The sequence below is a fragment of the Hymenobacter mellowenesis genome, from assembly GCF_030581005.1.
Lineage (GTDB): Bacteria > Bacteroidota > Bacteroidia > Cytophagales > Hymenobacteraceae > Hymenobacter > Hymenobacter mellowenesis.
The window spans coordinates 311709-324561 of the sequence record NZ_JAUQSX010000006.1; the positions used below are offsets into that span (position 1 = coordinate 311709).

15 protein-coding genes are annotated in these 12853 nt (G+C 50.3%); 7 read left to right on the top strand and 8 right to left on the bottom strand.

Going from position 1 to position 12853, the window contains the following annotated elements; translation table 11 throughout:
* Nucleotides 1-73 precede the first annotated feature (73 nt).
* Both Q5H92_RS13770 and Q5H92_RS13775 read left to right on the top strand, forming a co-directional pair.
* Nucleotides 74-1474 (top strand): hypothetical protein, encoded by a 1401-nt coding sequence (locus Q5H92_RS13770; RefSeq protein WP_305012112.1) that lies wholly within the window; start codon nt 74-76, stop codon nt 1472-1474.
* Entirely contained in the window at nt 1474-1698 is a 225-nt protein-coding gene (locus tag Q5H92_RS13775; protein ID WP_305012113.1) for a hypothetical protein, read from the top strand. Before Q5H92_RS13770 ends, Q5H92_RS13775 begins: the two co-directional genes overlap by 1 nt.
* 249 nt (nt 1699-1947) lie before the next feature.
* On the opposite strand, the gene Q5H92_RS13780 is transcribed toward Q5H92_RS13775, so the two are convergent.
* Nucleotides 1948-2322, bottom strand: a complete 375-nt coding sequence (locus Q5H92_RS13780; RefSeq protein ID WP_305012114.1) for a hypothetical protein — start codon at nt 2320-2322, stop codon at nt 1948-1950.
* Nucleotides 2323-2442: 120 nt separating this feature from the next.
* Nucleotides 2443-2907 carry a hypothetical protein gene (locus Q5H92_RS13785; RefSeq protein WP_305012115.1) on the bottom strand — a complete coding sequence of 155 codons (465 nt, stop codon included), beginning with the start codon at nt 2905-2907 and terminating at the stop codon, nt 2443-2445.
* 523 nt (nt 2908-3430) lie between these two features.
* On the opposite strand from Q5H92_RS13785, the gene Q5H92_RS13790 reads away from it, so the two are divergent.
* Nucleotides 3431-4213 carry a hypothetical protein gene (locus Q5H92_RS13790; RefSeq protein ID WP_305012116.1) on the top strand — a complete coding sequence of 261 codons (783 nt, stop codon included), beginning with the start codon at nt 3431-3433 and terminating at the stop codon, nt 4211-4213.
* The gene (locus Q5H92_RS13795; protein ID WP_305012117.1) at nt 4200-5408 is read left to right on the top strand and encodes a hypothetical protein; all 1209 of its coding nucleotides are present in this window, start codon (nt 4200-4202) and stop codon (nt 5406-5408) included. The genes Q5H92_RS13790 and Q5H92_RS13795 overlap by 14 nt, the downstream gene beginning before the upstream one ends.
* Before the next feature lie 460 nt (nt 5409-5868).
* Here the strand turns inward: Q5H92_RS13795 and Q5H92_RS13800 are convergent, their stop codons facing one another.
* On the bottom strand, nt 5869-6609 hold the full coding sequence (locus Q5H92_RS13800) for a VRR-NUC domain-containing protein (RefSeq protein ID WP_305012118.1): 741 nt from the start codon (nt 6607-6609) through the stop codon (nt 5869-5871).
* A gap of 175 nt (nt 6610-6784) precedes the next feature.
* Between Q5H92_RS13800 and Q5H92_RS13805 the strand changes: the two genes are divergently transcribed.
* The 3 genes from Q5H92_RS13805 to Q5H92_RS13815 all read left to right on the top strand — a co-directional run bounded on the left by Q5H92_RS13805 (nt 6785) and on the right by Q5H92_RS13815 (nt 8620).
* Nucleotides 6785-6910: a hypothetical protein gene (locus tag Q5H92_RS13805; RefSeq protein WP_305012119.1), complete on the top strand. Its 126-nt coding sequence runs from the start codon at nt 6785-6787 to the stop codon at nt 6908-6910.
* 53 nt (nt 6911-6963) lie between these two features.
* Complete coding sequence (locus tag Q5H92_RS13810; RefSeq protein WP_305012120.1) at nt 6964-7560, top strand: hypothetical protein; 597 nt, start codon at nt 6964-6966, stop codon at nt 7558-7560.
* Nucleotides 7561-7825: 265 nt separating this feature from the next.
* On the top strand, nt 7826-8620 hold the full coding sequence (locus tag Q5H92_RS13815) for a hypothetical protein (RefSeq protein ID WP_305012121.1): 795 nt from the start codon (nt 7826-7828) through the stop codon (nt 8618-8620).
* Nucleotides 8621-8702: 82 nt separating this feature from the next.
* Here the strand turns inward: Q5H92_RS13815 and Q5H92_RS13820 are convergent, their stop codons facing one another.
* From Q5H92_RS13820 to Q5H92_RS13840, 5 genes are all read right to left on the bottom strand, one after another.
* Nucleotides 8703-9089: a hypothetical protein gene (locus tag Q5H92_RS13820; RefSeq protein ID WP_305012122.1), complete on the bottom strand. Its 387-nt coding sequence runs from the start codon at nt 9087-9089 to the stop codon at nt 8703-8705.
* Nucleotides 9090-9091: 2 nt separating this feature from the next.
* The gene (locus tag Q5H92_RS13825; protein WP_305012123.1) at nt 9092-9586 is read right to left on the bottom strand and encodes a hypothetical protein; all 495 of its coding nucleotides are present in this window, start codon (nt 9584-9586) and stop codon (nt 9092-9094) included.
* A gap of 216 nt (nt 9587-9802) precedes the next feature.
* Entirely contained in the window at nt 9803-10162 is a 360-nt protein-coding gene (locus Q5H92_RS13830; protein WP_305012124.1) for a hypothetical protein, read from the bottom strand.
* A 24-nt stretch (nt 10163-10186) separates the two neighbouring features.
* Nucleotides 10187-10609, bottom strand: a complete 423-nt coding sequence (locus Q5H92_RS13835; protein ID WP_305012125.1) for a hypothetical protein — start codon at nt 10607-10609, stop codon at nt 10187-10189.
* A 13-nt stretch (nt 10610-10622) separates the two neighbouring features.
* A complete protein-coding gene (locus Q5H92_RS13840; RefSeq protein ID WP_305012126.1) occupies nt 10623-12776 on the bottom strand; it encodes a hypothetical protein in 2154 nt (717 codons plus the stop codon).
* Nucleotides 12777-12853 lie beyond the last annotated feature (77 nt).

A 12853-nucleotide genomic window follows, 5' to 3' on the forward strand; every position in this document is an offset into this window, starting at 1 on the left:
GTGAAGCGCAGGGGGGAGTTCGAAAGCCTCCCTGCCGCCTCCCGAGTAAATCCTGGTGACGCTGATGACAACCATGAAACGAATCTTCAACATTCCGGCAACCCTGCTGGAACTGCGCGCCCAGGTGGCGACGCTGGCCGGCGGCAAGAAATTGCTAGCCAAAAGTGTCCATTGGGACAAAGTCTGCTGGCTGCTCGATAAGCTCGGCAACACGCAGTACTACGACAAGCGAACCAACGTGGACAGCTACGTGGCCATCAAGAAGGAAAAGCTACGCTCCATCTGCGGCAAGGTGTACGCCGACCACATGCTGGAAGTGCTGCTCGAAAACAACATCATCGAGACGACGGGTTCTTACCAAGCGGGCGCTTCCTCAAAAAGCTACCGGCTAACCGAAACGCACCGCTACGCCAAGAAGGTGTGCGTGTTCAACCAGGACTCAAAGTTCTTGACGAAGCTGCTACTGGCCGACCTGACAACGGACGGTGACAAATACCTCCGCGAGGCCATCCAGAACGACCTAGGATTCCGGTACGAAGACCTTCTGGCCGACCTCTCCCTTCCTGTTGCTACTCCCTCTTATGATGGACTAAATTTCGAACTTAACACGGAAGCAGACCTCGCAGCTTGGAACGAGCACCTGACGGCGCTGCACCCGCACCTGGCAGGGCTATCGCCGAAGCTGCAGTCGCTGGTGCAGTCGGCCGGCCGCATTTACACCAAGCAGTTTTTTGCTCACCGCGACACAAAGGGTGGACGGCTGCACACAAACGTGACCAACCTTGCAACGGAAGGCCGCCAGTACCTGGCTCTCGCTGGCCAAACCGAACTGGTAAACACGGATATTCCCGCTTCGCAACTGGTGTTTGCCTGCGTGCCGCTGCTGAAGCATTTCAACAACGTGCCGCCCGACGACGTGAACGACTGGATTGCGCTTTGCACTTCCGACGACGCTTACGAGCGCCTGCACCTGGAAATGTACCGTATGCACTTCGACGAGTGCTCAGCCAACTACCGCTGCATCGAAGACGAGGAGGAAGCCCGGTACTACTACCGCAAAGACTTTAAGAGCAAGTTTTTCGCCAGCATCTACTACTCCGAGCTGCGCTTCAACATTGGCCCACTGGCCACGCCCGAGAGCCTGTTCATGTGGGAGCGCTTTCCCAGCGTGATGCAGTGGGTAGTGGGCCAGAAGCAGGACGACTACACCAAATTCGCGTGCAATATGCAAAAGGCCGAGTCGGACTTCGTAATTGACACATTCGGCTACCAAGCCATGCGGTGGATGTTGCCCACGGTCACCATTCACGATTCCGCGCTTGTGCCTGCCAAGTTCGGCCGTGATGTGCTGCAATACTTTCAGGAGTGGCTCGACGGCCAGCTCCAGGTGACCAACGCAAAAGTAAAGATTAAAGCCCAGCCGCTCTCTGAAGCTGCACGGCTCATTCTTGAAGAAACTTACCAGTTGTTCTAATGCACTACCTGCCCCATATTTCGAAAGCCGGCGTGAACTACGGCCGCACAACCGATGGCACCCACCAATTTGCTTACCGGCTATTCAACGACACTTGGCTAGAGGCCGAGCTTACCGAGGAACAACTGCGCTCTTTTGTACGGAAACACAAGTTAGCCGAAATCGAAGGCCTCGATTTCACCCACCTTCTCAAAATGGACGGCCACACCATCGAATGCCTGTGAATTTAGTCCATCATAAGAGGGTGCCTCACCCACAGGAAAGCAGGAAGAGTGAAGCCCCGCTCGTAGATGCTACTACCGCAGAGGGTCATCCACAGGAAAGCGTCACCAGCTCCGCAGAGGTGCTCCAAATCGACAAAAACTGATGATGGGCGCGGTGCTGGGCCTGCTTCTCGTATTTCTTTTATTGCCAAATCCGTGTGGAAAGAGCACAAAAAAGCCCCAGCCATTAATTTGGCTGGGGCTTTTTGATTAAGCGGCGGTGGCAACCCTATCGGCCAGCTCGTAGGCCAGGATTGGTCGGTTGCCGTAAATGGCCAGCACCACCATGCCGCCGAAAAGCTCGCAGCAGAATAGGTCGATTATGCGGCTGTGCAAGAGCACCGGCAGCATGACGAGCGGGCCGCGTAATCGTCGATAAGGCGACTGGCTATACAAGAAACGGGCATCGCTGCGTTCAAGGCAGACCATAAGCCGTTGCGCCTTGGCATCGTTGGCTAGGTTGTTTTCCAAATGGAGCGAGTGGCTAGCGACGTAGTAGCTGCGGCCAACCGTGGGCAATTCGGGAGTGGAGCCGTTGAGTAGTGCGGCGATGAAATTGTCGAAAAATAGGGTTTTGTGTATCATGGGCAAGGCAGTAGCCAAGACCAGCGCTTTATATTGCGCGGCTTTCGCTTCTTGATAGGGGGTGGGAGTTGTTGAATCGGGCCACGGTGGTTACCGCCACCGTGGCCTTTTCTATTCAACCTAGGCTTCGGGAGTGGCTTCGGTTTCGGCAGCAGGCTCAGTGCTTTCGAGCTTTGCTCTCAGGGCCTCGAATGCCTTCAAATCCTTGGCCCGTTGTTTATCCGCAGCCGTTGAAACTAAGCCCTTCAGAAAAGCTTCCATGTTCTCCGTGGTGCCAAGGCAATCAAGTGCAGCGGCGAGGATGGTTTGGTTGCTCACGTTCAGCTTCCGGGTTTCTTTAATGTGCGCCTTGAAGCCATTCAGGCGCTCCAAGTCGCCTTTGTCGATGGCCGTTTGCGAATACCCACGCTCACGTTTGGCCTTCTCGGTGGCAGCCTCTTCGGTGGTAGTTTCGGCAGCAGCGTCAGCCACTTGTTCGGTGCTTTCAGCAGTCGCTTCCGTGGTCACTTCGGCAGCTTGCTCGGTGGTGGTTTCAGCAGCTACTTCCGATGCTACTGCTTTCTGGTTTTTCTTGGCGTTAGCCATAATGCGTGGTGTCAGGGGGTTGGTTTTTGCTTTCTGACAAGTCGAAGTAAGCGCCGTAAGGGCCACATCGGTACCACTCAAACTAAAAATAATCCATTTATTTTCACAAAATAATTCTAATCGTTTTGGTGACTTGTGGGAGGGTTTATATCGCGAGGTAGCTACTAGTCAAGCTGAACAGTCCGGACGCGACTGGGTCTGAATTTGGTTAGCAGAATAACTCTCTACCAATTAAAAGGAGTCATAAAAGCGCCATGACTTCGCAGGATTTACTGCATCTCGTCCTTCTGTAGCTGATTACCAACGAAGGCAGGAAGGGAAGGCTGCCAACCACGGCAAAGGATTATACATTGTTTAATAGCAGAAGCAGATATGCTGTTCAACCAGAAAATACTTAGACAATCAAATATTTTTAATTCTGATTATAAGCTAGTTGTGTGGGTTAGTAATAAAAATAAACAATTTCAAGTATCTATGTGATATATTCCTGATACTTTAGATGCACACTTAACTTATCGCTGTCATGAAACAACCCCTCCTCACCCTCGCTGCATTTTTTGTTGTTTGCGTTTCAAGCTGCACACCAACGTTAGTGTCAACCGGTGATAGTAAGGGCGTTTTGGGCCCCGAATATATTATGTGTCCTGCTCCCAATGACTTGGATGTTGTGGGTTCAGTGTTTGGAGTTAGCCCTACTAAGGCAAAAATTGACTTGTTTACTCTTCCAGTTAAGGTCAAAAGCGGTAAGATGCAAATGCAGTCTTATGAAACCGATAGAACAATAACTACTGGACTGCTTGCAAATTTCTTAGGCAGCAATCCGAATGTATTCACGGCTTCCGGGGGGGCTAATACTGATACTAAAGTGAAATCTAGGTTTAGCATCACGTCACCGATTCTCGACAGAGTTGAAGATTTACTGCTAGCTAACAAAGACGTGACAAACAAAAAAAAGGACATTACCGAATTTTCAAATTCATATCCTGGCTACAAATATTACATGATTATTGAAGTTGTCAAATCTAAGCGAATTGATATTGGCTTGGATAAAAACTCTCAAGGAAAGGCCGTAGTGGATGCTGATGTCAAAACAATTACAACCTCTGCTAACGGTAAAGTTGGTTGGAATAACACCAAAGACCGGCAATTATCATTTGACTTAAATGATAACTTGACAATATTTTATAAAGTATTGCCGATTGTCATTAAGAACGGAGCAGATGGAGGTGGCGTTGGCTTAGGTATGGATGCGGTAACGGTTTCAGCTGCTGACCCTTTTCTGTATGTGACAAATGAAAAGAAATAAGCTTGCATCATTCGCCCTGATTCTGCTTTTTTTATCTTGCTGCACTACTTCTCAACAGTCGTCTTACAATGGTGGCGGTACGGGTGGCGCGAAAGAAGAAGAAGTAGAAGTTGGGAAAGAGATATGGGCAGCATATACTCAAGTCATTACGGACAATACGCGGCAGAAGCTCGAATTAAGATGGTTGGGATTTGACGTACCAGGGGACAAGCGATATTACACCTATGAAGAAGTTAAAAGCTTCATTGATTCCGTAGACAATGACGAGTATACTAGAAGTTTTAGCCAAACTATGGCCTATGCCAGAAGAATGGCGAGTGCAAAAGAAGCACAGTCTCAATATGATTTCTATTTTCCTGAGAAAGATGTCTTTGGCAACGTAAAGTCAACTCCTGCGGAAAAGGAAGCACTAGTATTTTATGTTAATGCTTCCAAATGTTATAATCATAATAAAAAAGATGTTCCAGCAGCTGCTGGCTGCAAAGAACAGTATACCCACGAGGTTGAGCGAGCGGTTTTTGGCGTTGACAATGACTTGGTTAGCCTAGTCCTTTCGCCACACTATGCCAAGAAAGAAAATAAAGGCACTATTCTCCCAGATGTAGTCATAAAGTATACTAACAGTGCTTTCCAGACTGTAAAAGGCGTGTTGCCTGACTCAATTAAGAAAATAGTTAATGATACTCAATTAGTAATTGGGAACTCAAGTCTTGGCACTCATCAGCTTTGGCTTGAGGTTGTTGATAAAAAGGTATACATATCTCCATTCCTAGTTAGGGCAGCTTTTGTCATGGCCTGTAACAAGTATCCAAATATTATGGCAGAATATAAGGATTTGAGCGAAGGAACCTCAAAGAGGCTTCGGGGGAATACTGCTGAAGACTATCGTTCAATTAATCAAGCGGTTTTATCTGAGATGCAGCGAAACTTGAGCTTCCCTTTTGGCCATGAATTAGCACACATCTATTTGAATAAAAAAAGCACTTTATTGGATGAGTCGTTGTGTGACTGTAATTCAATTTACTACTTGAAGAAAAACAAAGTTTGGTTCTCGCTTGATTTTTTTAATCAAACGTTGAGAAGCGCTGTTGTTTCTGGAGGTAATTTTTGGGGGTTTGAAGAAGTTGGAGATTTAGAAGCTAGGTTCGCACAAATAGACAAAATATCTAAGCAGGATACAGTCAAATGCAAATAGTATTTAATTAAAATATATAAATACTCTGTTGGATTATTAGACGCATCTGACTGCGTTTCATAAAAGGTTGCACTAGCCTCGTTGACGTGTGCGGTAATACGTGTATGAAATACTGTTGAGCGCTACTTCAAATGTGTGCTGGGTAATAATGCCTGCGTCACGGAATTTGTACAGGTCGCGCATCATCGCATTGCGAAAATTAAGCTCACGCTTTTGGCCCTTTGTCATCGGAGTAATTGTTAGATGTGATAACCGAATTTAGCGTGGGGTTTCGTCTTGGCAGGCTAATTCTTACGCCAAGGCAAAAAATAACAGCCTTAGCAGCAAACTTCCCCTGTTTGTGTGAGTATAATAGCGTTGTTTTCTTTATTACAATTGCTGCGGTTTTAGGTCGCTCTTTTTCCACAGCTCAAAAGGCCTTTCAACTAGAAATCTAGTTGAAAGGCCTTTTTCATTATTGTTACAATGTGGCCATCAGTGATTGGAATTCGGCCAGCGAGTAGCAGACGCGGTAGTTGTGGCCCAGGCGAACGCAAGTGTCTCTGAATTCTTCTTGTGAACTGCGGAGCGTGTTCGTGCGAATCTTGAACTCGACCCACGTTGAGGCACCGTTAGGGCTCAAGATGCAGCAGTCCGATACCCCGGCCACCACGCCCGATTTCAGGTGATGGGCCCACGATTTGTGCGCCAGTTCCACGGGAATGCTGAACATGAGCAAATCTGGCCGTTGCTCACGTAGCAGTTCCACGCATCTGGCTTGCAGTTCAAACTCTGACCACTTCGATTCCGGGACTGCTGCCTTGTTGGCAAGATTACGCAGTATGTTCACTACCTCCATCGACACGAATTCCTCGCGCTGGGAGCAGTAGGCATTTTCCACTACCACGTTCTTATGGTTGGGGTGGGCTTTATCTAAGGCCGTTAGGGGCAGCAGTTCCAGGTTCAGGCCCAGATGGTCCACCATGGCGTAGCTGAGCGAGGCTTTCGCTCTGGCGGCAGCATCAAAAAGGCCGTTCCAAACATCGACCGGGAAGGTGACGTGGAACGGCCGGACGTTGGCAACGGCAGTGGCAACGAGTTGCTTCTGGCCTTTGACGGTCAGCAGCACACCGAGCTTGTGATTGGTAATTGTGGCGCCGGAGATGGTGCGGCGCAGGAGGGAGGTAAGCTTCTTCTTATCAGCAGAGGTAACGGATTGCAAAGTGGCTGGGCAGCATCGTTTTATTATTTATAGCAATTGAGAATAGGTTAATTATTGGTGAAATAGCGCAGTGATTATCAAAAAATTGATGTGAAATAACGGGAAAAGGTATACCGGTATGCCATACATACTTTACAAAATAGAAGCCCCGATTATGAAGAAAGGAAATGTTACCTTGATTGCATCCAAGGAAAACCGGCAACGGCTCCAGCTATTCGCCACGCAGCACTTGGCCGCGACCGGCGAAAAGCTCACCCTCGTGCAGATGCTCGATAAGATTCTGAGCCAGTATCACGCCTAACTAGGCCAAAGCCAGCGCATCTCAGCGCACATGAAAAAGAGCCAACCACTACCTTGGGCTTAACCACTATAGCATCACCCCGCGACAAACACACCAACTACCACCGCATCTATAATCCCTCCAGGCTAGACCTGCGTACCATTTCCGACGAGGAATACGCAGCCGTGAGAGAACTTGGGCGGGTACGCAACCACATTGCCCGTTTGTATTGCGCCATCAAACAACGCTGCTACCAAACTGATTTCCCGTTCTTCTACCTCTACGGCGGCAAAGGCGTTAAAATCTGCCCCGAGTGGCTGACCAGCAAAGACGCTTTCATTGACTGGTGCCACGCCAACGGCTGGCAGGAAGGCCTTACGATTGACCGCATCGACTCGAACGGCGACTATTCCCCTGAGAACTGCCGCTTCGTGACGCGCAAGGCCCAGAGCCGGAACATATACCCCAACCTCTACCTCGATTACAAAGGCAAAATGCGGCTGGTGCAGGATGTGCTGGATGAAGAAGGCATCACCGAAAAAGGCCAGCGGAACCTTATCGTCAACCGCCTTCACATTGGCTGGCCGCTAAACGCCGCGTTAACGCTTCCCAAGCACGCGCGGTGCCCACATGTAGACGAGCGAATTACAAAAAAAAAGAACGAACTGTAAGATGATAACCACCGCAACCTTCATTTATGCCGCCGTTGGATTCTTCGGCGCAGCAGCCAACACTTGGCTGCTGCTGAAAATATTGGACTTGATGCAGAGAAGGGTATAGCAGGACATTAACGATGAGCAAGGGGCTAATAATAGACTGACAATCAGCCCATGTTTAAGTTATAATACGCATCTTTCGCTTGCTTAAAATTTACCGGGCTACTACATATCTTGCATTCACATTCTCAGGACAACATACCCTGAATGGTCCGCTCTGATGCTTCTTTCTTTTCTAGGTCTTGTTCTTTTGCTATTCATCGGCAAGTTCATCTGGGACACCTTTATTACCGATAATACAGAACGTCAATACCAAATTCGCAAGCGCGCCAATCCAGAGGAGGCGGCACGCTTGGAGAATACCGTTAAAAGGGGTGAATACTTTAATTTCAACTATGCGCCTAAATCAAATGAAGACCATAAGACTATATCCTTAGCACTTTTGGCAAGCAAATTTGGCTGCGAAGCCTATCAGGTAAAAGAACAGTATACCAGGGGGCTTATAGAGATGATAAAGGAGTCTGGCGCATCAAACACGCAGATAATCCAAATCCTTTCTGAAAACCTAAATCAGATACGACAATCAAAGGGCATTGAAGCCGTTCAGTTTGGAATAGACCCTGATGACACTCCTGCTGCTTTCACTGAGATTTGGCTCAAGGAGTTGCTTGCAATCACAGAGGCCACACAAGAATCCTTGATTCTACAAAACCAAAATAACAATAAGGCAGCGTCTATACCTTATACCCGCATAAGTGACGATGTTACCGATATACTAACAGGAGAGGAATTATCGGCCATTCAAAGAGGTGAAATAGAGCTTGCTCAGTTCCAAAAGCGTTATCTAAAGCGTGACGACGAAACGTTAGCGTCAATGGGATACTACGAAAAAACATATTATTCTACTGAGCCTAAGCAAAATGTAGACCTCCGCTTGCGTAAAGCTCACCCATCCATTGATTCCAATGCACCTGCTAGAGACGATTTTGATACAAATGAGGACGCGCCTCTTTAGTGCTGTGTTATAAGTCGCAACCAAACCACGTCCAAAATTCTATAAAAGGAATGGCCGCCCGACAGTGGGGCGGCCATTCCTTTTATAGTGCCTGAGAAGCCAGTTCCGATTCATCGGGTGCCGAGGTAGGCGTGACGATGACGGTAGGCGCTATGGGAACCACCGGTACTACTGGCTCAACTGGGGCAATCTCTGTTCCCGCCTGCACCAGTGCATTACCAGCTCCGTCGGCGGTTTTGCGGGCGAAGTAGCTTTCTACGCTCTTGTTTACCTGAATGCCGATAGAAGCGAAGATAATAATGAGCGCACCGCCCGTGTCCACGCTTATGTGCCACGCCGAGGCAACGGCCGACCCTACGAAGATGGCCAACGCCGTATAGAAGCCCGTGAACTTAAAGCTGTCTTTGGCGACGTACTTGCCCGTTTTGGGGTCCTGGGTGCAGTCTTTCCAGAATTTGACCAAGCCCATAATTACTTGTCGCGGCGTTCTTTTAGGAGGTACAGCACTTCGTTGAATTGCGCTTTGCTCTCCGATTTCATTTCGGAAATTTTGGCATCCATCGTGGTGATGAGGGTATTCTGCACTTCCTGCCGGGTCTTAACGCCGTTGATTTCCACCACCAGCGTATCCACTTGGCTGACTTTGTGTTCCATGGTGCGGAATCGCGAATCAATGGCGTCCATGTTCTTTTCGCGTTCCAGTTGCGCGGCCGTATGCTTGTTGGTGTTGTTGTGGGTTTCTTCTTCCATTTTCTTCAGGCGCGCAAGCAGTTCGCCTTTCTCTTTGGCTGCGGTTTCTTCTTTCTGCTTTTTGACCGCATTCTTCTTGTCCAGCCGTATTTTGTAGACGGTCAGGATGGCCCCGATGAACAGCGTGAGGCCGAGCCATAACTCCTTGACCAAACCGGTAAGGATGGGGAATTGCGTGGCACTAATGGTGGCGGTAAGCAGGGTAGAGAGAAGCAAGGGAGGGGGGGCGGCTTTATGGGCAGGTAGTGCTGCTTTATGTATGCGCCCGCGATTATGAAAACCGGCCCATTGCATCGGCTTGGGTGATGTGCTGGCGAATCATTGCCCCTATTTGGATGGATTCGTTCTCCCGGAGGTATTCAAAGAAGTCGCCTTGCAGCATGACCTGCTGTGTGTAGGCATTCAAGCCGGAAAGACGATTATCATTACCGTTTAAGCGTTTTCCACGATTGCATCGCTTCCCAACACACGCTTCACTTCCTCCGCAAATAACTGATAAGCCATCGCATAAGCAGTAGCGTTCGCAGACGCCAACAAGCCAACAGGGTCTTGCACAACCATCGTGACAGGAAGACCTTGCAGGATTAACGGCTTCGCTCTCGGTTTATAATTGGACGCTTCCTGACTTTGGAAGTACGTGAATTGAAGTTCACATTCCGGGATATCGTGTTGGAAGTCCATGCCGTATTTTCGGAAGTTAATGCCTGAAACCACCGCGTATGTTTGTGGTACTTCAAGGTTTGAATCCGTCAAGAACGGATAAGGTAGCGCGGGTTTAATTTGTAAAGCCATGGTATAATGTTTTTGTATTTTGGTTTAAGCAGAGGTAATTTGCAACCAATCAAGTGTTCCCACAAAGGAGTAACCTTTCAGACTGACTTGGTAATTGGAAGTACCTGCTACGAAGGTGATGGAGTTAATACCAACGGTAATTTCGCCATAGGCAAGGTCACTGCCGTTGCTGTTATCGTAGTAAATGCCGATGCCGCCGCTGATGTACTCGGTGATTTTATATGACAGGGTGTAGGTACGTCCTGCGACGGTCGGAACGGTTTGGTAAAAGAAGCCGTTAGCACCATACGTTTCGCTGTTGGTAAGTTGACCGTTGATTACTGTCCAACCACCGGTTTGATTCCACCCGGTGATATCAGAAGTAAAGTCGCCGTTATTAATGATACCTGTTGGTATACTTGAGCCAAAAGAAAGAAATGGCTCGATTGATGAATAAACTGTTTGCATAATTTTCGGTTGGTTAAATTGGCAATATTGTTAGCACCACAGCAGAGCTATTTGTATTTATTGCAGGCGTTGTAATGATTCGGATAACGTATAGAGAGTAATCCGACAAGGCATCGATGTCCGCGTTAATAGCAGTAGCCACAGCAGTTGGTGTACCGGTTCTACTCGGTGCAACGGCAACTCCGTTCTGAATGACCTGTGCAGCAATCGCGGTTGCATTATCTGCCAATAGAACGCCGCTGATTTGGCTTCTTCCTTCGCGCAATAGATTGTTTGTGCGTCGGTTCGGTTCGGTTGGTAATTCTTTCCGAGAATCCTCTACCGATAACTGCGGCACGTTTTGCAAGTCGCTGAATTGACCTGAAAAAGCAACAGTCGAAAGACCGTTGATGTATTGCCGTAAAGCTGCATCTGCTGAATCGACATATGCTTGATTTACACCACCGGAACCCGTCCCCGTTCCGAGGGCAACTCCATCTATGGTCACATCGCCCGCGTTGCTCAGCGCAATGGTCTTACGGGTCGTGCCATCCGGCGAAACCAGGGAGATGCCGCCGCCATTCTCGAAGAAGTAAACTTTGGGCATGTAAACCGTATCGCTCTGGACTGGCGCGGTGAAATTGCGTCCGGCGATGATGGCGCTGTAATCCGCACCGGGCTGCAGGGACAGGCCCGTGCCGGCGATGATGGCGCTGTAGTTGCCTTTGTTGAAGCAGGCATAGCCGCCTACCTGACCGGAAAAGTTGCCGGTTACGTGGCTGTAACCACCGCCAACACTGCCGGAATTATCTCCGAAAATGGTGATTTGTGAGCCGGCAACCGCGCCCGAATCATTGCCATAAATATCAATCCGCCCCCCGCCGACCGCGGCCGATTCCAGGCCGGTCACGTTGTTGTTCAGGCCGCCGACCGTAACGGGTGCCTGCGCCGGGTTGGGCGCGTACCCCACCTTAATGGACGAGCTGAGGAGAGTGACTTGGGTGCCCAGGGTTCCCAGCGCACCGTTTACCGCGTCCACACTCGGGGCGTCGGTGCTGCTGCCGGGGCTGAGGCTGTTTTGCACCGACACACCACCTCCACCGCTCACTTGCAGCCAGTACGCGTTTGTACTGACAGGCGCGACTTGGCTGTTCTGGATGGCCTGCTTGGCGGTGAACACCTTGCCGCCGCTGGTCACGAACTGCCCCTTGGTGAAGCTGCCCGGCGCGTAGTCCGGGGCCGTGCTCACGAGGCCGTTGATGCGCGTATTGAACTCGTTGTAGTTGTCGCCCACCGTGGAGGCGATATAATCCACGCTGTATTCCAACGCGGCCACCCGCGCCGTCAGCGGGGCGTCGTTGTAGTTGGTGCCGCCGCTGCCGCTCACCACTTCCCACAAGTCCAGGTCCGGGAAATTGTCGTACACGCCCGGCTGGCTTTGGAAGTCGCCCACTGTTGTGTCCTGCCGGGCGCGGTAGAGCCGGTGGTCGAATACCACCAACTCGTGCCGCTGGTAGGCCCCGGGTAGGAAGTCGCCCACGAGGACGCCGTCGTTGCCGTTAATCTCCACCCAGTTCGGGTCGTTGGCCAACCCTGTGGGGGCCGGAATCTCGGCCGGGGTGAAGGTGGTCTTCACCAGGGCCTGACGCGCCGAAAACAGACGTAGCGACCCGCCGAGCGTGTATTTTACGTTGTCGCCTATTGCGTACGAGCCGGCAAAGGGCGAAAAGTCGGCGATGCCTTGCACCCGCGCCTCGATGCTGTTGACCGGCACCCACTTCGCGCCAATCTTGCTGCCCGTGAACGTGCCGTCGCGCCACACCTGCAACGGGGCGGCGGGGGTGGCGTCGTACACCAGGACGTACTCGGTGGTGGGGTGGGGAAATTCCACCCAGCACGTCGTGAACAGGCACAGGAAATCAGGGTTCAGCCCGGTCAGTGTGGTGCTGCCGGGGTCCCAGCCCGGCGTCTGCGGGGAATACAGGCGGGCCGTTTTCACCGCCACCTTGGCGTCGTTGCCGCCGGGCAGGTTGTTGGCCACGGTCTGCACCACCGTCGGAAACGATACTTTGTAGTTCTGGTCGGTACCGCTGGGGCTTTCGACCTCGAAAACTTTGTTGACCAGGTCTGCTTCCCGCACGATGGCAGGCAGGTCTTTAATGCGGTACTTGTTAAGGGATACTGGCAAAGGGGTAAAGGCGCCGTTTTGGGTCGGGACCAGGGCCGCGACTTCGTATATATCCGGTTTCCAGAGCGCGGAAAGAC

Bases quoted from the DNA above. Each gene is read 5' to 3' on its own strand.
- Q5H92_RS13815 (WP_305012121.1), top strand. From the start codon at position 7,826: ATGCTTCTTTCTTTTCTAGGTCTTGTTCTTTTGCTATTCATCGGCAAG.
- Q5H92_RS13830 (WP_305012124.1), bottom strand. From the start codon at position 10,162: ATGGCTTTACAAATTAAACCCGCGCTACCTTATCCGTTCTTGACGGAT.
- Q5H92_RS13790 (WP_305012116.1), top strand. From the start codon at position 3,431: ATGAAACAACCCCTCCTCACCCTCGCTGCATTTTTTGTTGTTTGCGTT.
- Q5H92_RS13795 (WP_305012117.1), top strand. From the start codon at position 4,200: ATGAAAAGAAATAAGCTTGCATCATTCGCCCTGATTCTGCTTTTTTTA.
- Q5H92_RS13775 (WP_305012113.1), top strand. From the start codon at position 1,474: ATGCACTACCTGCCCCATATTTCGAAAGCCGGCGTGAACTACGGCCGC.
- Q5H92_RS13835 (WP_305012125.1), bottom strand. From the start codon at position 10,609: ATGCAAACAGTTTATTCATCAATCGAGCCATTTCTTTCTTTTGGCTCA.
- Q5H92_RS13780 (WP_305012114.1), bottom strand. From the start codon at position 2,322: ATGATACACAAAACCCTATTTTTCGACAATTTCATCGCCGCACTACTC.
- Q5H92_RS13820 (WP_305012122.1), bottom strand. From the start codon at position 9,089: ATGGGCTTGGTCAAATTCTGGAAAGACTGCACCCAGGACCCCAAAACG.
- Q5H92_RS13785 (WP_305012115.1), bottom strand. From the start codon at position 2,907: ATGGCTAACGCCAAGAAAAACCAGAAAGCAGTAGCATCGGAAGTAGCT.
- Q5H92_RS13770 (WP_305012112.1), top strand. From the start codon at position 74: ATGAAACGAATCTTCAACATTCCGGCAACCCTGCTGGAACTGCGCGCC.